Annotated in this window: 21 protein-coding genes and 1 pseudogene; all 22 read right to left on the bottom strand. The window is 55.2% G+C overall.

Features of this window, described 5'->3' with window-relative positions:
* Positions 1 to 12 precede the first annotated feature (12 nt).
* Positions 13 to 546: pseudogene (locus tag MGLY_RS13360) on the bottom strand (methyl-accepting chemotaxis protein); the annotation flags it as partial.
* Between the two features lie 436 nt (positions 547 to 982).
* Positions 983 to 1,249: a YlmC/YmxH family sporulation protein gene (locus MGLY_RS13355; protein WP_156274579.1), complete on the bottom strand. Its 267-nt coding sequence runs from the start codon at positions 1,247 to 1,249 to the stop codon at positions 983 to 985.
* Positions 1,250 to 1,255: 6 nt separating this feature from the next.
* The gene (locus tag MGLY_RS13350; RefSeq protein WP_156274577.1) at positions 1,256 to 1,570 is read right to left on the bottom strand and encodes a hypothetical protein; all 315 of its coding nucleotides are present in this window, start codon (positions 1,568 to 1,570) and stop codon (positions 1,256 to 1,258) included.
* Positions 1,571 to 1,616: 46 nt separating this feature from the next.
* On the bottom strand, positions 1,617 to 1,994 hold the full coding sequence (locus tag MGLY_RS13345; protein ID WP_156274575.1) for a dUTPase: 378 nt from the start codon (positions 1,992 to 1,994) through the stop codon (positions 1,617 to 1,619).
* A gap of 86 nt (positions 1,995 to 2,080) precedes the next feature.
* The gene (locus MGLY_RS13340; RefSeq protein WP_156274573.1) at positions 2,081 to 3,346 is read right to left on the bottom strand and encodes a M16 family metallopeptidase; all 1,266 of its coding nucleotides are present in this window, start codon (positions 3,344 to 3,346) and stop codon (positions 2,081 to 2,083) included.
* A 47-nt stretch (positions 3,347 to 3,393) separates the two neighbouring features.
* Entirely contained in the window at positions 3,394 to 4,512 is a 1,119-nt protein-coding gene (locus tag MGLY_RS13335; RefSeq protein WP_170291085.1) for a D-alanyl-D-alanine carboxypeptidase family protein, read from the bottom strand.
* 90 nt (positions 4,513 to 4,602) lie between these two features.
* On the bottom strand, positions 4,603 to 5,319 hold the full coding sequence (locus MGLY_RS13330; protein ID WP_156274571.1) for a polysaccharide deacetylase family protein: 717 nt from the start codon (positions 5,317 to 5,319) through the stop codon (positions 4,603 to 4,605).
* Between the two features lie 73 nt (positions 5,320 to 5,392).
* Complete coding sequence (locus MGLY_RS13325) at positions 5,393 to 7,630, bottom strand: polyribonucleotide nucleotidyltransferase (protein WP_156274569.1); 2,238 nt, start codon at positions 7,628 to 7,630, stop codon at positions 5,393 to 5,395.
* Between the two features lie 143 nt (positions 7,631 to 7,773).
* Positions 7,774 to 8,043, bottom strand: a complete 270-nt coding sequence (gene rpsO, locus MGLY_RS13320; protein ID WP_054936069.1) for a 30S ribosomal protein S15 — start codon at positions 8,041 to 8,043, stop codon at positions 7,774 to 7,776.
* A 137-nt stretch (positions 8,044 to 8,180) separates the two neighbouring features.
* Positions 8,181 to 8,402 (bottom strand): hypothetical protein, encoded by a 222-nt coding sequence (locus tag MGLY_RS13315; protein ID WP_062284082.1) that lies wholly within the window; start codon positions 8,400 to 8,402, stop codon positions 8,181 to 8,183.
* 77 nt (positions 8,403 to 8,479) lie between these two features.
* On the bottom strand, positions 8,480 to 9,442 hold the full coding sequence (locus tag MGLY_RS13310) for a bifunctional riboflavin kinase/FAD synthetase (RefSeq protein ID WP_156274567.1): 963 nt from the start codon (positions 9,440 to 9,442) through the stop codon (positions 8,480 to 8,482).
* Between the two features lie 12 nt (positions 9,443 to 9,454).
* On the bottom strand, positions 9,455 to 10,369 hold the full coding sequence (gene truB / locus MGLY_RS13305) for a tRNA pseudouridine(55) synthase TruB (protein WP_156274565.1): 915 nt from the start codon (positions 10,367 to 10,369) through the stop codon (positions 9,455 to 9,457).
* Positions 10,369 to 11,331 (bottom strand): DHH family phosphoesterase, encoded by a 963-nt coding sequence (locus MGLY_RS13300; protein ID WP_156274563.1) that lies wholly within the window; start codon positions 11,329 to 11,331, stop codon positions 10,369 to 10,371. The genes truB and MGLY_RS13300 overlap by 1 nt, the downstream gene beginning before the upstream one ends.
* Positions 11,318 to 11,692, bottom strand: a complete 375-nt coding sequence (gene rbfA, locus MGLY_RS13295; RefSeq protein ID WP_156274561.1) for a 30S ribosome-binding factor RbfA — start codon at positions 11,690 to 11,692, stop codon at positions 11,318 to 11,320. Before rbfA ends, MGLY_RS13300 begins: the two co-directional genes overlap by 14 nt.
* A gap of 7 nt (positions 11,693 to 11,699) precedes the next feature.
* Positions 11,700 to 14,495, bottom strand: a complete 2,796-nt coding sequence (infB, locus tag MGLY_RS13290) for a translation initiation factor IF-2 (protein ID WP_156274559.1) — start codon at positions 14,493 to 14,495, stop codon at positions 11,700 to 11,702.
* An 18-nt stretch (positions 14,496 to 14,513) separates the two neighbouring features.
* Positions 14,514 to 14,822, bottom strand: a complete 309-nt coding sequence (locus tag MGLY_RS13285; protein WP_156274557.1) for a L7Ae/L30e/S12e/Gadd45 family ribosomal protein — start codon at positions 14,820 to 14,822, stop codon at positions 14,514 to 14,516.
* Entirely contained in the window at positions 14,815 to 15,096 is a 282-nt protein-coding gene (gene rnpM, locus MGLY_RS13280) for an RNase P modulator RnpM (protein WP_156274555.1), read from the bottom strand. The genes MGLY_RS13285 and rnpM overlap by 8 nt, the downstream gene beginning before the upstream one ends.
* Before the next feature lie 2 nt (positions 15,097 to 15,098).
* Positions 15,099 to 16,187: a transcription termination factor NusA gene (nusA, locus tag MGLY_RS13275; RefSeq protein WP_156274553.1), complete on the bottom strand. Its 1,089-nt coding sequence runs from the start codon at positions 16,185 to 16,187 to the stop codon at positions 15,099 to 15,101.
* Positions 16,188 to 16,189: 2 nt separating this feature from the next.
* On the bottom strand, positions 16,190 to 16,666 hold the full coding sequence (gene rimP, locus MGLY_RS13270) for a ribosome maturation factor RimP (RefSeq protein WP_156274551.1): 477 nt from the start codon (positions 16,664 to 16,666) through the stop codon (positions 16,190 to 16,192).
* Positions 16,667 to 16,819: 153 nt separating this feature from the next.
* Positions 16,820 to 17,173, bottom strand: coding sequence for a clan AA aspartic protease (locus tag MGLY_RS13265; protein WP_170291083.1), 354 nt, complete (start codon positions 17,171 to 17,173; stop codon positions 16,820 to 16,822).
* Positions 17,174 to 17,212: 39 nt separating this feature from the next.
* A complete protein-coding gene (locus MGLY_RS13260) occupies positions 17,213 to 18,160 on the bottom strand; it encodes an Rpn family recombination-promoting nuclease/putative transposase (RefSeq protein ID WP_156274547.1) in 948 nt (315 codons plus the stop codon).
* 314 nt (positions 18,161 to 18,474) lie between these two features.
* On the bottom strand, positions 18,475 to 19,905 hold the full coding sequence (locus MGLY_RS13255) for an ISLre2 family transposase (RefSeq protein ID WP_156272057.1): 1,431 nt from the start codon (positions 19,903 to 19,905) through the stop codon (positions 18,475 to 18,477).
* Between the last annotated feature and the right edge of the window lie 29 nt (positions 19,906 to 19,934).

The following is a 19,934-nucleotide window of genomic DNA, read 5'->3' as shown; positions in this document are numbered from 1 at the left end:
GCCTCACCTTCCTCACAATTTGAACTGGGAAATCGCTTGCCGCAGTTGCTGGCCCAGGCTGGCAAGGGATTCGGCAGACGAAGCGAGTTCTTCAATGGAAGCCGATTGTTCCTCGGTGCTGGAAGCCATACTTTGGCCGGCTTCGGCCACCTGCTGGGCGATTTCGCCGATAGCCTTGATGGCGTTGACCATATCTTCGCTCAACCTGGCCAGTTCTTCTGTAGAGCGGGAAACTTCCTGGATCTGCTGGGAGACGCCATTCACGTCCTCCTCGATTTGCTGGAAGGCTCCCGCCCCTTCCGCGATCACCTGGCCGCCGCTTTCCACCACGCGGACGTTGCTTTCCATGGCCTGCACCGCCTTGCCGGTGTCTTCCTGGACCTGGCGGATAAGGGAAGCTATTTCCTGCGCCGCCTGAAGGGACTGCTCGGCGAGCTTTCTTACTTCTTCCGCCACCACGGCGAACCCCCGGCCCTGCTCGCCGGCCCGGGCGGCCTCGATGGCGGCGTTCAAGGCCAGGAGGTTGGTCTGGTCGGCGATACCGCTAAATAATATTACTTTGGTAAGAGAAAGAAAAGGTTAAGAGAAAGGAAAGTTTGTAGGCGGGATTTTACCGCGTGGGAAACAAGGGAAAAGGAAAAGAAAAAAACAACTCCTAAGGTTAATTACCAATAAGAGGGTTTTATGGTAATAATATCCCCCCTCCCCCATTTACATTTATTGGTAATCTCCATGCTATTACTCATGTTCGTTCACCTTTTTAAATTATATAATTATATTTTATCGATTTTATCGTCTATATTTGACACAGGTATTTTTTTCCTCCTTTGGTAACTCGTTTTAAGGTAAAAATTTTGGTAAAGCGATGCATCTCCTCTCCTCTTGGCAGCACCATATTACGGCTCGATGACGATGTTCTTTTGCCCGGTAAGTTGACAGCCCGCGAGAAAATTCGCCAGGGGGCTACCCACCAACCCCTGCGTCAATCTTTCTCGCGCCGGCGGCTGTAGGTGGGGTCCAGGCTGACAACAACTACTTCGGTGCCAACCTTATGAACGGCTTCCCAGGGGATCACCATCTCCTGGCGGCTGCCAAAGAAAGGTAGCCATCTCCCCCTCGCAGGCAGGACAATGGCCGCAATGGTCCCCCCGGCCAGGTCCAGGACCAGGTCGGCGTCACCGATCTGCCCCAGGCGGGAGCCGTCGTAAAGGTTAATTATTTCCTTGCCCAGGAGTTCCGACAGGCGCATGAACCCCTACCGCCCCTTCAGCCGCGGCCAGAAACCCAGCACCAGGGGCTGGAGGAGAGCTATTACCAGGGCGACAACGGCCAGGGGGTCGACCGCCAGCTTACCAATGGCTATGGCTTCCGGCAGGTTGATTTTTAAAAAACTAACCAGGAGGACCAGGGAGAGGTAGATACCCCCGGCGATGGCTACCAGTTCGGCCAGGGCTCGGGAAACGGGGCTGGCCACCGCTTCCACGTTGCTGCTGCGGTAAAAGCCCACCTTAACCCGTACGGCCAGGATAAAAAGCAACAACAGGGCTAAGAAAAAGAGTATCGTCGGCATAAGTTCCATCTCCCTTCATTACAGGATATGAAGGGAGACAATTATTTTATGCTTCCTTGTCCTCCCTGGCGGCGGCATATTCCCGCCGGTCCGTTAATCCCTGCTGCCGGCGAAAGTTTTCCTGATTTTTGATGAGGTAGGCCTGGTAAAATTCCTCCGCCGTAATGCCGGCTTTGAGGCACATGCTGACGAGAAAGTGGAGGATATCGACGAGTTCGCCCTTGATGGCTTCGTGGTCCAGGGGATGGGGATTCTTCCACCATTTAAAATTTACTTCCTCCAGGAGTTCTCCCAGTTCGGCGACCATGGCCAGGACTTCCTTCTGGATCCACTCCGCCGGGCTGTAATCCGGCAGCTGCCGCCGCTGGGCCAGGTCCCGGTCGAAGCGTTCCTGGAGGGTAAAGATATGCTCTAAACGATCCATCCGGCTGCTCCTCCCAGTATAACATTCGTTTAATTGGTGAATGTCTTTGCGCCCCTTGAAACACTACGCGCCCGCCAGTTTCCAACCTATATCCCGGCCTGGCGGGCGCGCTCGGCCAGGTCCAGTGGTTCAACTTCCGGTCCCAGGGTGGTCAGGGATAAAAATTCCGGCTGGAAGATACGCCTGGCGATGGCCTGGACATCTTCTTCAGTTACCTCATTCAACCGCTCGATTACTTCTTCCGCGGTAATTACCCTGCCAAAGGTGAGTTCCGTCTTACCCAGCCGGCTCATGCGATGGTTGACATTCTCCTGGCCAAGGAGCAAATTGCCGCGGATCTGGTCCTTGGTTCGCTTCAATTCTTGGGTCGTTACCCCTTTGTTTTTTAAGGAAGCAAGTTCCTCCAAAATCAACCCTACTACCTGACAGTAATTATCCGGGCTGGTACCAGCATAAACGGTAAACAGGCCGCTGTCACTAAAACCGGCATGGTAGGAGTATACGGAATAGGCCAGGGCCTGTTCTTCACGGATGAGCTGGAACAGGCGGGAACTCAGGCCCCCACCCAGGATATTATTCAGGGCCTGCAGGGCATAAATGGCCCCATCATCCTGGGGTAGCCCCGGCACTCCCAGGCAGATCTGCACTTGCTCCGTATCTTTAATGTTAATACTCACCCTGGCCTGGCTGTGGGGCGGCAGGTATTCCCCCTGCTTCCCGGGGCAGGTTTTCAGGCCGAAGGCCGCCTGCAATTTGGTAACCAGTTCAGCAGTGTTAAATTTCCCCGCTGCCGCCAGGACGATATTGGCGCTGTTATACTGTTCCTGGTAGTAACGGTAAATGATATCCCGGTTTAAATTGGTTGCCGATTCATAAGTACCCAGAATGGCCCGTCCCAGGGGATGCCCGGGCCAGATGGTCTGGGCGAAGAGGTCATGAACCAGTTCATCGGGGGAATCCTCATACATCTTGATTTCTTCCAGGATGACCTTTTTCTCTTTTTCGATATCCTCGCCAGCCAGGAGGGAGTTAAAAAGCATGTCGCTCAAAACGTCGATGGCCAGGTCCATGTGTTCGGCCAGCACCCGGCTGTAAAAGCAGGTATATTCTTTCGTCGTAAAGGCGTTGATTACTCCCCCGACTGCTTCCAGTTCCTCGGCTATCTGCCGGGCCGTCCGCCTGGTTGTCCCCTTAAACAACAGGTGCTCCAGAAAATGGGAAACGCCCTGGTTGGTTTCGTCTTCATTGCGGGAACCGGTACGCACCCATACCCCCAGGGCTATGGAATTGGCAAAGGGAACCTCTTCGCTCACCACCCGGATGCCGTTAGCAAGGATATTCTTCTGGTACATTCCCTTCCCCCTAACTTTTTTCTGTCTTTATTTCTTCACCGGGCCGGTTATGTCCTCTCCCCGGAAAAACTTGCTGCCAGGGGCAGGCGTGACCACCAGGGCAGGGCAGCCACCTCCCGGGTGGCCACCAGGGTAGCGCTGGCAACCTCCCGGCCCTGGAACAGGATTTTTACCCGGCCCAGTTCCTGCCCTTTGCTAATGGGAGCTTTGACAAAAGCTGGCAGGAGCACACGCTTTTCCAGTAAAGCTGCCTGGTCCATAGGAACGGTAAAACCGGCCGTCATGACCGGTGTGACGGGAACGCTTATCACTTCCCCGTTTTTGACATACACCTGGCCGGCAGGTTCCCCGGCCCTGGCTGTTTCGGTATAAAAGCCATTAAAGCCATAATCCAGCAGGGCGCGGGCATCGGCGTAGCGGTCGGAACTGCCCAGGACGACGGCGATAAGCTGGCGACCCTCCCTGGTAGCCGAGGCGACCAGGCACTGGCCAGCGGCGTCGGTCGTACCCGTTTTAACCCCGTCGGCACCGGGATAGGAACCCAGCAGGCGGTTGGTATTATAGAGGTAACGCACGCCATCCGGCGCCGGGATCTGGTCCTCCTGCGTCGCTACTAACCGGCGAAAGACGGGGTTACCCAGGGCGTAACGGGCTATGAGGGCCAGGTCGTAGGCGGTAGTATAATGGCCCGGGTCAGGCAGGCCATGGGGATTGTTAAAATGGGTATGGTTGGCCCCCAGTTGCCGGGCTTTGCGGTTCATGAGCCAGGCAAAATCCTCTTCCGTACCGGCCAGGCTTTCGGCAATGGCTACGGTAGCGTCATTGCCGGAATTGAGCAGGGCGCCTTTAACCAGGTCGCCCAGTTTTACTACTTCTCCCGTAGTTAAGTAAATACTGGCCCCGGGTGTGGTGGCAGCATACTTGCTTACCTTAACGGGGGTATCCAGCCGGCCCAGTTCCAGGGCCAGGATGGCGGTCATGATCTTCGTCGTACTGGCCGGTGGCCGCTCTTTCCTGGCGCCGTGCTCATACAGCACCTGGCCGGTACTGGCTTCCATCAAAATAGCTGCCGGTGCCGTGAGGTAAGGTTCACCGGCAGCCTTTGCCGCCCCGGACCAGAATAAGCAAACTATGATAAGAAGCAGCCCGCAAGCAAGCCTGCGCAACAGGCCTTCCCTCCCCGGAAAATTTTCATTAAACAGGGTTTATTATATCCAGGGAAGGCCGGCCTTATAAAAAAAGCGGCACCTGCTCGTTTAAAGGATCTCGGAAACTGTTACCAGGGCATAGCCCCGTTGTTGCAGTTGTTTCAGGAGCTCCGGCAGGGCTTTGCTTGTCGGTTCGGTTGGGTGCAGCAGGACAATAGCGCCGTTCTGGCATTTGGGGATTACCGTCGCCAGGATATCATCTGGCCTGGTGTTGGGCAGGTAATCCCCGGTATTGATGGTCCACATGATAAATTTATAACCCAGGTCCCCCGCCGCTGCTACCACCTGGGGTTTGCTCTCACCGTAGGGAGGAGAGTAGAGGACCGGTTTCTTGCCGGTGATGGCCATCAGGGTGGCTTCTCCTGCCTGGATGTCCCGGCGATTCTCCTCCCGGCTTAAATTGTCGGGATGGGGATGGCTCTGGCCATGGTTACCTATTTCATGACCGCCGGCCAGCATCTGCCGCACCAGCTCCGGGTGGCGGCCGGCCCACTGGCCGGTGGGAAAGAAGGTGGCCCGCGCCCCGGCCTGCTGCAGGGCCGTCAAAATGGCCGGCAGGTATTCTTCTCCCCAGTCAATGGTAAAGGTCAGGGCCACGGCCTTGCGTCCCGGGTCACCCTGGTAAATGGGCTGGGTTTTCATGGCCGGTACTGCTCCTCCCGTAAGCCAGCGCCAGGCTGTAAAACTTAAGGCAAGCAAAAACCCCAGGGCCAGTAAAACCCCTAACCGCCGCAGCCACTGCCGCCGGTAGTAGAGCACATACATTGACCGCACCACCTTTATTTCAGCAAGTACTGATCAATGTATATGCCCGTCCGGCCATAATCAGACTTGCCCGCTAGCGCGGCCGCCGGGTGTTAAAACTCCGGTTACCGCCGTCCCGGCCCTGCCGGCGAAAATGGCGCCCGCCCCCTTCAGCAACCGCCTGCTGCAGGGCTTCTTTACGGGAAAGTTTCAGCCGGCCCTGGGGGTCAAAGCCAATGGCCTTGACCAGGATATAGTCGCCCTCCTGGACCACGTCTTCCACCTTTGCCACCCGTTCATTGGCCAGCTGGGAGATGTGCACCAGGCCCTCTTTGCCGGGCATGCCCAGGACGCCGGGGATGACTTCTACAAAGGCACCAAAATCAGTTATCCTGGTCACCTTGCCGTTATAGACTTTACCCGTTTCCACTTCCTGGGTCAGGGCTTCGATAATCTCTACCGCCCGTTTCCCTTTGGCGGCATCGGTAGAAGCGATAAAGATACGGCCGTCGTCTTCGACATCAATCTCCACGCCGGTTTCTTCAATAATCTTTTTGATAATCTTGCCACCCGGGCCGATGATATCCCGGATTTTATCGGGATCAATGGTCATGGTCAGCATCCTTGGAGCATAGGGTGATAACTCCGGCCGGGGTTCCGGGATGGTGGCGAGGATCTTATCCAGGATGAACAGGCGTCCCCGCCGGGCCTGTTCCAGGGCCCGTTCTAAAATGGCCCGGTCTATACCGGGAATTTTAATATCCATCTGTAAGGCCGTAATCCCGTTTTTGGTGCCCGCAACTTTAAAATCCATATCGCCCAGGGCATCCTCAATCCCCTGGATGTCCGTCAACACGGCTACCCGGTCCCCTTCCTTGACCAGGCCCATGGCCACCCCGGCCACCGGCGCCTTAATGGGCACGCCGGCGTCCATGAGGGCCAGGGTACTGCCGCAGACGCTGCCCATGGAAGTGGAGCCGTTGGAACCCAGGACCTCGGAAACCAGGCGAATGGCATAGGGAAATTCTTCCTCCGGGGGGATCATGGGTTCCAGGGCCCGTTCCGCCAGGGCCCCGTGGCCGATTTCCCGGCGCCCGGGGGCACGGATGGGCCGCGCTTCCCCGACACTGTAGGGCGGGAAGTTATAATGGTGCATATAGCGTTTGGACTCGTCTACCCCCAGGTCGTCCAGGATCTGCTCATCGCTGATGGGGCCCAGGGTAGTTACCGTTAATACCTGGGTTTCGCCCCGGGTAAACAGCCCCGAACCATGGGTGCGGCTCAATACCCCTACTTCACAGGTAATGGGCCGGATCTCATCCAGGGCGCGGCCGTCGATCCTGATGCCTTCGGTAAGGATCATTCTCCGGACAATTTCCTTCTCTATTTTGCTAATTAAATCATTGACCAGGCGAGGTACCTCCGGGTGCTCCGCCAGCATCTCTTCTTTGCCGGCCAGCACCAGGTTCTGTATCTCTTCCCGGCAGGCCTCCAGCCGCCTTTCCCTTTCCTGCTTGACGAGCTTTTCATCGCGGCTGCTGTAAATAGCTTCCCGCAGGCGCGGGGTGGCAATCTCCCGGACCTGGCTTTCCAGTTCAGGATCCAGGCGGGGCTCGGCCACCTCCTGTTTTTCTCTGGCCAGGCCCAGCTCCAGGGCCTCAGCGCGAAAATCATTGATAAAAGCCACAATACGTTTAATCTCTTCATGGGCCTGCACGATACATTCCAGCAGCAGGTCCTCGGGTACCTCCTTAGCCCCTGCTTCAACCATCATAATAGCCGTATCCGTACCGGCTACTACCAGGTTTAAAGAACTTTTTTCATCTTCAGCCAGGGTCGGGTTAATAACCGGCTGGTTATCGATTAAACCGACACTTACTGCGCCTATGGGCCCCGCAAAGGGAATGGCCGAGATGGTCAGGGCGGCCGAAGCGCCAATAATACCGGCCACATTGGGCGGGCAATCCTGATCTACCGATAAGACCGTAGCTACGATATGGACGTCGTTACGATAATACTTGGGAAATAAGGGCCGGATGGGCCGGTCGATCAACCGGGCCGAGAGGATGGCCTTTTCGCTGGGACGGCCTTCCCGTTTAATAAAACCGCCCGGGATTTTGCCGGCAGCATAAAGCCTTTCTTCGTAATCAACCGTCAGGGGGAAAAAATCGATTCCTTCCCGCGGTTCGGCGGCAGCCGTGGCTGTGACCAGCACCATGGTACCGCCGTAAGTAACCAGGACGGCACCACCGGCCTGGCGGGCCAGCCGGCCGGTTTCCAGGATTAAATCCCGGCCGGCAATGGTGAGGGTCTTCCGTAATACCCCTTGCATTAGTTTTAAATAGCCTCCTTAAAATATGCCATTAATAAACTTTAATTCATTCGACATTTGTTATAGTATTTCCTTCCAATGTCGCCTTAAATACTGTTAAGGACTCATTAAAAAAGGGAGCGGCCTGACCGCTCCCCTTAAAATTATCGCCTTAAACCCAGGGCATCAACAATTTGCCGGTAACGCTCAATATCGTTGTCCCGCAGGTAGTTAAGTAAACCACGGCGTTGACCGACCATTTTCAGCAAACCCCGGCGTGAGTGATGGTCCTTGTGGTGCACCTTCAGGTGTTCCGTCAGGTGGTTGATGCGTTCCGTCAGGATGGCAATCTGGACTTCCGGTGAGCCGGTATCATTTTCATGCTGCCGGTAGCGGGCGATAATTTCCCTCTTTTTAGCTGGATCCAGGGCCATCGGCGTCACCTCCTTCTCCTTAAAATCCCCAGCGGGCCAAGAAAAGCGTCGGAGCCTCGCTCATCCTCGCCTCGGGTTCATTAATTATATTATAAGCCGGCCGGGCACTAAACGCAACTATTCCTTTTGCCTGCCTGTTACTTACCAATAATGGTAATCACCAGACGCCCGGCCAGCACATCTTTCACCACCAGGTCAAAGGGGCGCCCGGAAGCTGCCATAAAACCCCGAAAACGGGTGGCCGTGGGTATATGGCCGGGGATGCTTCTAGCTGCTACCCGGATATCATGCTCATTAATCTGTTCCTGGCGTAAGTCCTGCAGGCGTTTCCTGGCGTGGGCAGTAATCACTACCTTCATCATTCCCAGCCCCAATCTAGCCACGGTAAATTTTTGGATTCGCCGCAGTATATTTTACGCCATGGCCCTGCGGGTGGTTACGCCTGCCGGTCGCAGGGCTGGGAGGTAAACAAACTATCGCCGCTCAAAAACTCTCGCGCCCTGGCGCTATCTTCCTGCAACTGGGCTACTAATTCCCCGAGAGTAGCAAATTTGCGCTCCGGGCGAAGAAAAGCGCGCAGCTCCAGTTCTACTTCCTGGCCATAGAGATTGCCCTCAAAGTCCAGTAAATGGGCTTCAATGGTTGCCGGCAGGGCCGGTCCGAAGGTGGGGCGGCGGCCAATATTGACTACAGCCTGGCGCACCTGGTCCTGGAAGCGGGCCAGACAGGCGTAAACGCCCCACGCCGGCAGCTTGACGTCCGGCGGTACGGCCAGGTTGGCAGTTGGAAAACCTAGTTCACGACCGCGCCGGTCGCCACCAACGACGGTACCGGCCAGGACCGGCCAGTAGCCCAGAAGATTCCTGGCGAGGGAAATATCGCCCTGGTCAAGGGCGTTGCGAATGGCGCTACTGCTGACGGTCAACCCGCAGCAGGTTACCGGGGCCATTACTTCTACCTTAAAACCGAGCTCCTCTCCCAGCCGGCGCAATAAAGCCGGTGTACCGGCGCCCCGGTGGCCGAAGGTAAAATTAAAGCCCACGGCCACCAGCCGCGGTTGAAAATGGGGCCAGAGAATATCCCGCACAAAGGTTTCCGGCGGTAGCTGCGCCAGTTCCCTGGTAAAGGGCAGGATGAACAAAAAGTCGACTCCGAGGGCCGCTATTAATTTTTCCTTCCTGGTCCTGGTCGTTAAAAGGCCCGGCGGATTATCACTTAGTACCTGGGCGGGATGGGGCGCAAAGGTAATAACTACTGCCGGCTTCCCCCTCGTCCTGGCTTGCTGGACAATACTGCCAATTAAATGCTGGTGACCCCGGTGGACGCCATCAAAATTCCCCAGGGCCAGGTAACAACCTCTGGCTATTTCCCCTTCAGGCATTCCCTGCCATACCTGCATCGCTTTACCCCTTTACTGCAGAACCTTGTCGGGTTTAAAACAATATCCTTCACCTTTTGGCACCACCCTGGCTACGGCCAGGAGAACCCCGGCGGGAGATTCCAGGCGGGCCAGGCTCCCCGGCCGGAGCGCCGGTACCAGGGCGCAGTCAGCCGGGTCGATGGCCGCGCCATTAGCCACTGCTTTAACGGCCTTATCCCTGACGGTAATTGCCGGCAGGTGGGTAATACCCGCTGCCGGCGGCAGGAGAAAATCCCCGTTACCCCCGGCCACCTGCGCCGCTATTTCTTCCAGGGTCCAGGCCTCCTCCAGTTTAAAACCGCCGGCGCGGGTGCGGAGCAAGAAGGCCAGAGTAGCCCCGCACCCCAGGTAATCACCCCAGTCGGCTCCCAGGGTACGGATATAGGTGCCTTTGGAACAGGTAATATCTGCTATAACCCGCAAGAACGGCCCGTCCGGCCACGCTTTAAGCACCTGGAAATTCTCGATGGTCACCCGGCGGGCCGGCCGTTCTACCTCCTGTCCCTCCCGGGCCAGTTCATAGAGGCGCCGGCCCTGGTAATGAACCGCCGCAACCATGGGAGGTACCTGGTTGATGGTACCGGTGAAACGCCGGGCCGCTGCCTGGAGTTCCTCGAGCTTTAAGCCCGGGCAACCCGGCCTGGCCAGGACGCGGCCGCCAAGATCCTGGGTATCAGTTTTGAGCCCCAGGATAAACTCCGCCCGGTAGGCCTTGCCACCCGCCTGGATATATTCCAGTAAACGGGTGGCTTTGCCCACAGCTACCGGCAGCACCCCGGCGGCCATGGGGTCCAGGGTGCCGCCATGGCCAATCCTCTGTTTCTTTAAAAGGCGGCGCAGGTTCTGGACGACATCGTGGGAAGTAAAGCCGGGAGGCTTTAAAACGTTAATAAAACCCGTTACCATTAAAGGGCCTCACCTGCTGCCGCTACAACCATGGCTACGACTGTAGCAAAATCGCCTTTAACGGTACAACCGGCAGCGCGGCGGTGGCCGCCGCCGCCAAAACGGGCGGCTAACGCGTTAACATCAACGATTTTTTTAGAGCGCAAACTGACCTTAACCAGGCCGTCAGGCAATTCCCGGAAAAGCAGGCCCACCTCAACGCCGGCAATGCTGCGCGGGTAATTTACCAGTCCCTCGGCATGTTCCGGCAGGGCGCCAATGGCGTCTAACGTGGCCCTGGAAACCGTCAGCCAGGCTACCCTGCCGTCATAGGCCAGGGTCAGGGTGGGTAAAACTGCCGCCAGCAACCGGATACTGGCCAGGGGCTTCCTTTCCCAGAGATATTCCCTGATCAGGGACAAATCCGCCCCCTGCTCCATCAGTCTCGCTGCCAGGCGCATGGTCGTAGCCGTACAATTCTCGTACTGGAAAGAGCCGGTGTCGGTAGCCAGGGCTGCATAAAGACAGGTAGCTATTGCCGGGTTAATGGTTACCGGTATTCTTTCCAGGACGGCATAGATTAACTCGGCCGTTGCTGCCGCCCGGCTGTCCACCAGGTTCAGGTCCCCGAAACGGGTATTGCTGACATGGTGATCGATGTTAATTACCATTTGGGTTTTTTGCCGCCACTGGCTGAAGCCTTCCCCGGCCCGCTCCATGTCGGTACTGTCAACCATTACCAGCAGCGGCGGTACCTCTGTTACCTTATCTGGTGGGATGATGGTTTTCTGGCCGGGCAAAAACTGAAACATCTCCGGTACCGGGTCGGCGTTAATGGCCACGGCCCTTGTACCCCGCTGCCGCAGGGCTAAGGCCAGGGCCAGGGTGGAACCCAGGCAGTCCCCATCCGGGATAATATGGGAGACAACGGCTACCTCCCGGGCCGCGGCCAGGGCAGCAGCTATACTTTCAACGGTCGTCATGTTCTTGCTCCTCTGCCTTGACGCGCGCCAGCAACCTGCTGATATGATCGCCGTGCTCGATGGACGCATCAAATTTAAAGGTAATTTCCGGAGTATAACGCAGGCTCAGGCGCTGGCCGATTTCCCGCCGTACAAAGCTGGTTGCCCTGGCCAGGCCTTCCATGACCTCACTCTTTTGGGCTGCATCCCCGTAGATGCTGACGTATACTTTAGCATAGTGGAGATCGTTGGAAAGCTCTACTCCCGTAACCGTAACCAGGCCGGCTTCCAGGCGGGGATCCTTCAATTCATCCCGCAAAATCCGGGCAATTTCCTTTTTCATCTGTTCGGCAACCCGCTCAACCCGCAGCGCCACGGCCATCGCCTCCCTACAGTTCCCGTTTAACCTCTTCTATCATATAGGCTTCGATAACGTCGCCTTCCTTAATATCGTTATATTTTTCCAGGCCGATACCGCATTCATAACCCTGGGCCACTTCCCGGACGTCATCCTTAAAGCGCTTCAGGGAGTCAATGCGGCCTTCAAAGACCACCACCCCGTCCCGGATTACCCGGGCCAGGGCCCGGTTCTGGATCTTGCCGTCGGTCACCAGGCAACCGGCCACCGTACCTACCTTAGGCACTTTAAAGGTAGCCCGTACTTCGGCCCGGCCCAGGACCACTTCCCGTTTCACCGGTTCCAGGAGACCGGTCATGGCAGCTTTAACCTCATCGATAATCTCGTAGATCACCCGGTAGAGACGGATTTCTACCCCTGCCTCTTCCGCTGCCTTGCGGGCGTTAGCATCCGGGCGAACGTTAAAGCCGATGATAATGGCTTTAGAAGCTGCGGCCAGCATGACATCGGTTTCGGTAATGGCACCGACGCCACCATGAATGATATTAACTTTAACCTCGCTGGTAGACAATTGCTCCAGGGCCGCCCGCAGGGCCTCCACCGAACCCTGGACGTCTCCTTTGACCACCAGATTAAGTTCTTTAACTTCGCCGGCTTCCATCTGCTTGAACAGGTCATCCAGGGAGGTCTTGCCGGCTGCCTTTAATTCTTCCTGGCGCCGTTCTTCCTGGCGCAAGGTGGCAATCTGGCGGGCCAGCTTTTCATCCTCTACCACCTGGAAAATGTCACCGGCCTGGGGTAACTCGGAAAGGCCCAGGACTTCCACCGGCATGGAGGGCTCGGCGCTCTTTACCCGCTCGCCTTTATCGTCAAAGAGGGCCCTGACCCGGCCGTAAACCGCCCCGGCTACCAGGTTGTCGCCCACTTTAAGGGTGCCCTTCTGGACCAGCATGGTAGCCACCGGGCCGCGACCTTTATCCAGCTGGGCTTCAATGACAATACCCCGGGCCGGGCGATTGGGGTTGGCCTTGAGCTCCATCATATCGGCCGTGAGTAAAGTCATTTCCAGCAATTCATTGAGGCCCTCTTTTTTAAGGGCTGAAACGGGTACCATGATGGTATCGCCGCCCCACTCTTCCGGCACCAGGCCGTACTCCGTCAGCTGCTGTTTGACCCGGTCCGGGTTGGCGTCGGGGCGATCTATTTTATTAATGGCCACGACAATGGGTACCCCGGCAGCTTTGGCATGGTTAATGGCCTCCACCGTCTGGGGCATGACACCGTCGTCGGCAGCCACTACCAGGATAGCAATATCCGTCGCCTGGGCTCCCCTGGCGCGCATGGCCGTAAAGGCCTCATGGCCGGGGGTATCCAGGAAAGTAATCTTGCGGTTTTTAACCTTTACCTGGTAGGCCCCGATATGCTGGGTGATACCGCCGGCCTCGGTGGCCGTAACATTGGTGCGCCGGATGGCATCCAGTAAAGAGGTTTTGCCATGATCGACATGGCCCATAACGGTTACTACCGGCGGCCGTTCTTGCAGGGTTTCGGGAGCGTCGGGCAGGTCTTCCAGGACAGTGAGGGGTTTTTCCTCTTTAACCTCAACAATGGCCCCCAGATCTTGGGCAATAATGGCGGCCGTATCTATATCCAGCTCCTTGTTTATGGTAGCCATTACGCCCTGCCCCATTAAAAACTTGATAACTTCAGCCGCCGTTTTGCCGATCCTTTTTGCCAGTTCCTGGACGGTAATGCTTCCCGTCAGGGTTACCCGGCGGACGACTTTGGGCGCTTCCTGCTGGGCGGCCTTAGCCTTATTTTTATCTTTATCCCGCCGCAGCAGGCGCTCTTCCCGCTGTTGTTCAAGCTCAACCAGCTTGCGGCTGCGCCCGGTTTCGGCCTGTTTGGCAGCCGGCTTACCCGCAGGTCGATCCCGCCGCTTTTCCGGCAAATCCTTGGTAACTGCCTCCGGCGGTTTCGGTATACGTAACTGTTTATTTTTCGCCGGCCTGCCGGCGCCTTTGCCTGCCGGCCGCTGGGCTGCAGCCGGTGTTAGTACCTGCACCTGCTGGTCAACCCTGGCCGGTCGCTCCTCCCGCTCCGGGCCCCGGCGGCCTTCCTGCTCCTGGCCTTTATTTTCTCGCCGGCGCGCCTGCCCTTCTTCCTGCCGTTTCTTAGCCCGTCCTGGTTGTTGGCCAGCTTGCTGCCCGCCAGCCCGGGATTGCTGCTTCCCGGCCGCCTGCTTGCCGGAACGTTCTTTACCTTCCTGTTCCCGGGGCCGTTCGGGTTGGGCTGCAGCCGGGACAGGTTCCACACCCGCCAGCTGCCGTTCTTTTTCCGACCGGGCCTTAGCCGCTGCCTCTGCCGGCGGCATGGCAGGTGCCTTCCCACTAACCTGCTGGGGCTGGCCGGCACCTGCCTTCTCTGCACCCTGCTGTAGCCGGGTAATGGCTGCCGCCTTCTCAGCGCCCCCCTCGGGCCTGGTAACTGCTGCTTTCGCAGCACCCTGCCGGGGCTGCCCGGTCGCTGCTTTCTCAGTAATATGCTGGGCCTGCCCGGTCGCTGCCACCTTCTCAACACCCGGCTGGGACGGTGCAACAGCTTCTGCCACCGGCGGCGCGGCTGCCGCCTGTTGCTGCTTCAGCTTGGCCGCCCTGGCTGCCCGCCACATTTGCCGGTAATGATTGCGTATTTTTATTACTTCCCCGTTTTCCAGGACACTCATGTGGGAACGGGTATAGATACCCAGCTGCGCCATGGTGTCCATTAAATCCTTATTAGAAACCCGTAATTCCTTAGCTAATTCGTAAACGCGTGTTTTGGCCATTAAACCACCCCCATATTCTCATGCACCAACCTCCCGTACTTGCTGCCGGATTAACCTGGCCAGATTTGCATCCGTAACGCCGACGACGGCACATGGAGGTTTACCTAGCGCTGCTCCGATGGTAACTTTATCACCAAAAATGATTCCCTGGCTGCCATATTCCCGGCAGGTTGCTAACAACTTGCCCCTCAGCCGGGGGCTGCTGTCCCCTGCCAGTAAAAGGAGATAAACCTTCCTCCTCTTTAAAGCCGTCATAACTGCCTGGTATCCCCAGGCTACTTTGCCCGCCCGGTAAGCCAGGCCAAGGAGGTTATAAACATCATTCATGGCCATTACCCTGGCTGAGACTGGCCTCGAGATCTGCCAGGACCTCCGGGGTTAAACTTACGCCTAAAGCCCGCTCCAGGGCCCGGCTTTTAACGGCTTTGCGCAGGCATTCCACCCTGGGGCAGATATAGGCCCCTCTCCCGGCACGTTTCCCGGTAGGGTCAAGAACCACCTCTTGCGCCGGTGTACGGACAACGCGCAATAAATTACGCTTATCATTGCGCGCCCGGCAACCGACACACATCCGCACGGGTATTTTCCTGGGCTTGGGCAAGCTTACTCCTCCTCTATCCCGCCTGCAAGATCCAGGTCGTTATCCCAGGTATCCCAGTCACCAGCTTCCGACTCACTTTTAATATCGATTTTCCACCCGGTTATCCTTGCCGCCAGGCGGGCATTCTGGCCTTCCTTGCCAATGGCCAGGGATAACTGGTTATCAGGGACAATTACCTGGCTGACCTTATTTTCTTCATCCACGGTAACGTCCAGGACCCTGGCCGGGCTCAAGGAGTTGGCCACAAAAACAGCCGGGTCATCACTCCATTTAATAATATCGACCTTTTCGCCCCGGAGTTCCTGGACCACTGCCTGCACCCGGGAGCCTTTAGGCCCCACGCAGGCGCCAACAGGGTCCACCTTTTCCTCCCGGGAATGGACGGCAATTTTGGAGCGGGCACCGGCTTCCCGGGCCACTCCCTTAATTTCCACAATCCCATCATGAATTTCTGGCACTTCCAGTTCAAAAAGCCTTTTAATCAGGCCGGGATGGGTCCGGGACACCAGGATTTGCGGCCCTTTGTTGGTCTTGCGTACTTCCAGGATATAAGCTTTTAAACGTTCTCCCTGGCGGTAAACCTCACCGGGACTTTGCTCGCTGGGAAGAAGAATGGCCTCGGCCCGGCCCAGGTCCAGGATAATATTTTTACCTTCCTGGCGCTGGACAACCCCGGTAACAATATCGTTCTCGCGGCCAATAAACTCATCGTAAATTAAACTCCGCTCGGCTTCACGAATACGCTGGACGACTACCTGTTTGGCCGTCTGGGCGGCTATACGCCCAAAATCCCGCGGCGTTACCTCCTTTTCTACCACATCGCCAATCTCATAATTGCTATTTATGGCCCGGGCTTCAACCAGGGAAATCTCCGTCCGGGGATCGCCTACCTCTTCTACCACCTGGCGCTGGGCCAGGACTTTAATCTCCCCTGTATCGCGCTGGATTTCCACCCGGACATTCTGGGCCGAGCCAAAATTTTTCTTATAAGCCGATATCAAGGCTGCTTCGATGGCTTCCAGCAGGATGTCGACCTTAATACCCTTTTCCTTTTCCAGGTCCCGTAATGCTTGGATAAATTCGATATTCATCCTTAGGCCTCCTCATCCTCCGCCAGGTCAAAGACCAGCCTGGCAGTCGCTACCTGGTCCAGGGGGATGGCCAGCCGGCGCCCATCATCGAGCTGCACCTGCACCTGCCCCTCCTGGTAACCAAGGAGCTGCCCCTGAAAATGACGTCGACCGTCAATAGGGGCAAAGATACGCATTCTAACTTTACGCCCGGCAAAACGCTGAAAATCGGCTTCTTTTTTTAAGGGGCGCTCCAGGCCCGGCGATGATACTTCCAGGTAATAACTGTTGGGGATGGGATCCTCCTGGTCCAGGATGTCACCGACGGCCCGGCTGGCCTTCTCGCAGTCATCCAGGCCAATACCTTCCGGCCGGTCGATAAACAGCCGCAGGATATAGCGCCCTCCTTCCCGGCCGTATTGCAGGTCGACCAGTTCGTAGCCCATCCCGGTCAGGACCGGTTCTACCAGGCCCTGGATTAACTCTGTCAGTTTGCTCAAAAGGGTGACCTCCCAAGTTTTCAACATAAAAGAGTGGGCACTGACCCACTCTTTTCCAGTAATGCAACAAGTAATGTCTGGGTGTAAACAACCTGGAAATAGTATAACACAGGTTATTCCCGCCTGCAAGGGAAAAAATCAAGCCGGAGCAAATTATCTTAGCCTTAAGGTAAAAGCCCGGGCCGGTTCAAGCTGCCGGGTATAGGGATTTACCTTTAACCCCAGGGTTTCTAAAGTTTCTACCCCCAGCAGGGGCTCATTACCGAGAATTAAAACAGTGGTCGGCGCTTCCCGGCCGTCAATTTTTACGTGCACCACCCCGGCTTCTACCTGGAGTTCCTGGCCATCGGCCAGTTGCACCTTGCGCGGTCCCAGGCGGGGTACCCCCAGCCGGTCTGCTAAATCTCTGGGAATAGTGCTCAAAGTGGCCCCGGTATCGACCAGCATGGTTGTTTCCTCTTTGCTACTGGCCCCTTCCAGCTGCACGTTTACAAATACGTGCCCCACGGGCACACCCCTCCTGTTCTAGCTTTATGAATCTATGGCCTAAGCAGAAAATAGAGCACTCTTGAACTCTTCCATGCTGGCAGCCAGGACGGCCCTTTCCAGCAGGTAATCTAGCTTTTGTTTTGCAGTTTCTCTTTCCAGTTCGGATGTTACCTCAGAAGGTAAAGTGCCAAAACGTAGCCTTAATACCTTTTTGATATTCGACCTGATTGTATCAATTTCTCCTTTTTCCATACCTTTTTCCATACCTTTTTCTATGCCCTTTTCTATTATTTGTTTATACACCCAGTTCTCTTCCAAAGAAAACATTTGCATCACCTCATCGAATAATTTTTTCGCCCAGGAAGGATCAGTTACAGAACCAGCTAAAATTTGCATGCGTAAAAGGAGAGTACCCTTCTCTTCCAGTGATAAATTTTGTAACCGCACCTGTCCAAGCAACATGTCCAGGCATTCGCGGATAAATTTTTCCGGAGAATGCCGCCGTCTTTCCCTTTCGCACAGGGGTAAAAGGGGAAGCAAGTCGGGTTCCCCCAGTGCCAATAACTCCTGGCGCGATAAACCGCCAAGATCTAGAATGGGAAAGTGATATAACCAGCGATAAATACCAAAATCATGGTGAATATAGTTGCGAAAACGGGCTTTCCTGCGCCCGGCATAAATCAAAATTTGGAAGAGGGGCAAATCGTGTTCTTCCATTATCGCCAGGCCATACTCTAACATCCTACGATACATGTTTCGGTCTATGGTATTCTGTATCTCAATATGTACACAAGCTTTTTTCCCTTGGATAGTGGCTAAAAAGACCAGATCGGAAAGCTTCCTGGCTATGGCTTTGACCTTGATGTGCTCCGTAGGTAATTTGGTCTGTAAATGGACATCCAGGTTAAGAAACCGGCGTAGCACGGCTTCACCAGTATCCTTAAAAAGGACTTTAATCACCCTGTCCTGGGCGTCGTTGGGTTGCTCCTTATTATTGGGGTACACAGAGCTTCATCCTTTATACTTTTATACCCATTGGGTAGTATTCATTAATAGCTAACAGCAATATACTTTTTAAGTATATTTTATCATATGGCTGGTATGGCTCTCAATGAGCTGGAGGAAAAAGTACGTGTCAAGATGTAGTAGGCAAAAAGAGACCTCACATAAAAATCCCATATATATCCAACACCTTTTCCGGCTCCGGAGTATTGTGCAGTAATTCTCTGCGCCTGTCAAGGTTAAAGCCTGCGGCCGCCTACGGCGACCTTGACAGGCTTCGCGAATTACTGCCTGCTCTAATTAAGCCGGAAAAGGGGTTAGAATATAGCTCCACTAATTCTTGTTAGTTGCCTCAAGGTATATTTAACCCAATCTGTTCCCGCCTCAGGGCCAACAAGGGCTGGTACTCTCTTCCTTAACCATGCTTCTACGTCTTCTTTAACTATCTTCTTTTCTTTTATTACTTTAACGGGATTCTTTTCTACTTGTGGCATCTTCTTTTCTAGCCATGCGGCTAATTCTCCATTGGCTTTGAGCATAAGTAATGCTACCATGGCCGTTGCTCCTGCTTCGCTCCAGCTCATTCCCCTCTTTTTCATGCGAATGGCTATTTTTTTGTCTACTGTTGTTTCGGCTACGCCCATCCCGTATAACTTTAGCCCTTCCAGTTGTCGTGGTAACCGCAAGCGGTAATCTAACAGGTTATCGCGATATCTTTGACAGTAGTCATATACTTTTTGGCGTTGTTGCTTGTTTTTGCGGTTCGGTGCTTCTTCTATGAGTGCTTCCATGGTGTCCAAAAAGACCTGCTCTTGACCTTTGGCTAAAATCTCCATTAATCCTCGCGCTGTTTCGTTCCCATAAGCCTGCCTTATATCCCGGTGGAGGTGGTAGCGGTCCAATTGTACAATGGCTCCTGGTAACTGTTCTTTGGCTGTCTTCTGGATCCAGCTGGCTCCGTCGCCATTGACCACATATATTGTTTTTTCGTCTATCTCGTAGTACCTGGCTATTTCCGTGGTGAGGGCTTCCCAAAATTGTTCTCCATCTTCATAGATGCCCATTACTACCCGCGGGTTCTTGAGATGCCGGGCATTCCCTTTTTCTATCCACCCTTCGTATACTATTCCTACTTTTACTTCTATCCGCTCTTGCTTGCTCCTTTGCAGGGGAATCATTATGCCATCGGCTTCGATAAATAGTGCCGGTACTTTTTTCTTTTTGCCTTGGGGCTCTTCCCCGCTCACGAATAGCTTGTTGCGCAGGGCTTCTTGCAGTCCTTTTTGTTCCAGTCCATTTCGTTTTACTTCGCTATGGATGGTCATATGGCTTAATTGGCCCATCCCTGCTTCGGCCATTATTTCCGCTGCCTGCCTGAAGGGTAACCGGGTTGCCAGCGATACGGCTAATTTGAGCAGTCTTCCTGTCAGGCGCTTTCCTTGGCGTAAGTTCAGGGCTTCGTCTAACAGAAACCTTCCCTCGCCTCTTTTCTTTTTGCGCGTCGCTTTGACATATAGTCGGCGCTTAAAGGTTATATCCCCGTACAGGCAGGTGATTGTGCGGTAGCGGAAGCCAGCTATCCTATATCTCTTGGGTTTTGCTGGCATAAGGGCATCATCCAGGGCTTCCAGTACGGCTACCAATAATCGCCTGGCTATTTGCAGGATAACTTCTTCTAGAGTGTTGAAATTCTCGATACCATCTAATAAACTAAAGATGGTAGCGGTACTGGTATTACCGTTTACCATAAAGAGACCTCACTCCTTTTACGGTGTTT

Origin of the sequence: Moorella glycerini (assembly GCF_009735625.1) — a bacterium.
Classification (GTDB): Bacteria; Bacillota; DSM-521; order Neomoorellales; family Neomoorellaceae; genus Neomoorella; species Neomoorella glycerini.
The sequence above is the reverse complement of the archived record's forward strand: the minus strand, read 5'-3'. Positions and strand labels throughout refer to the sequence as shown.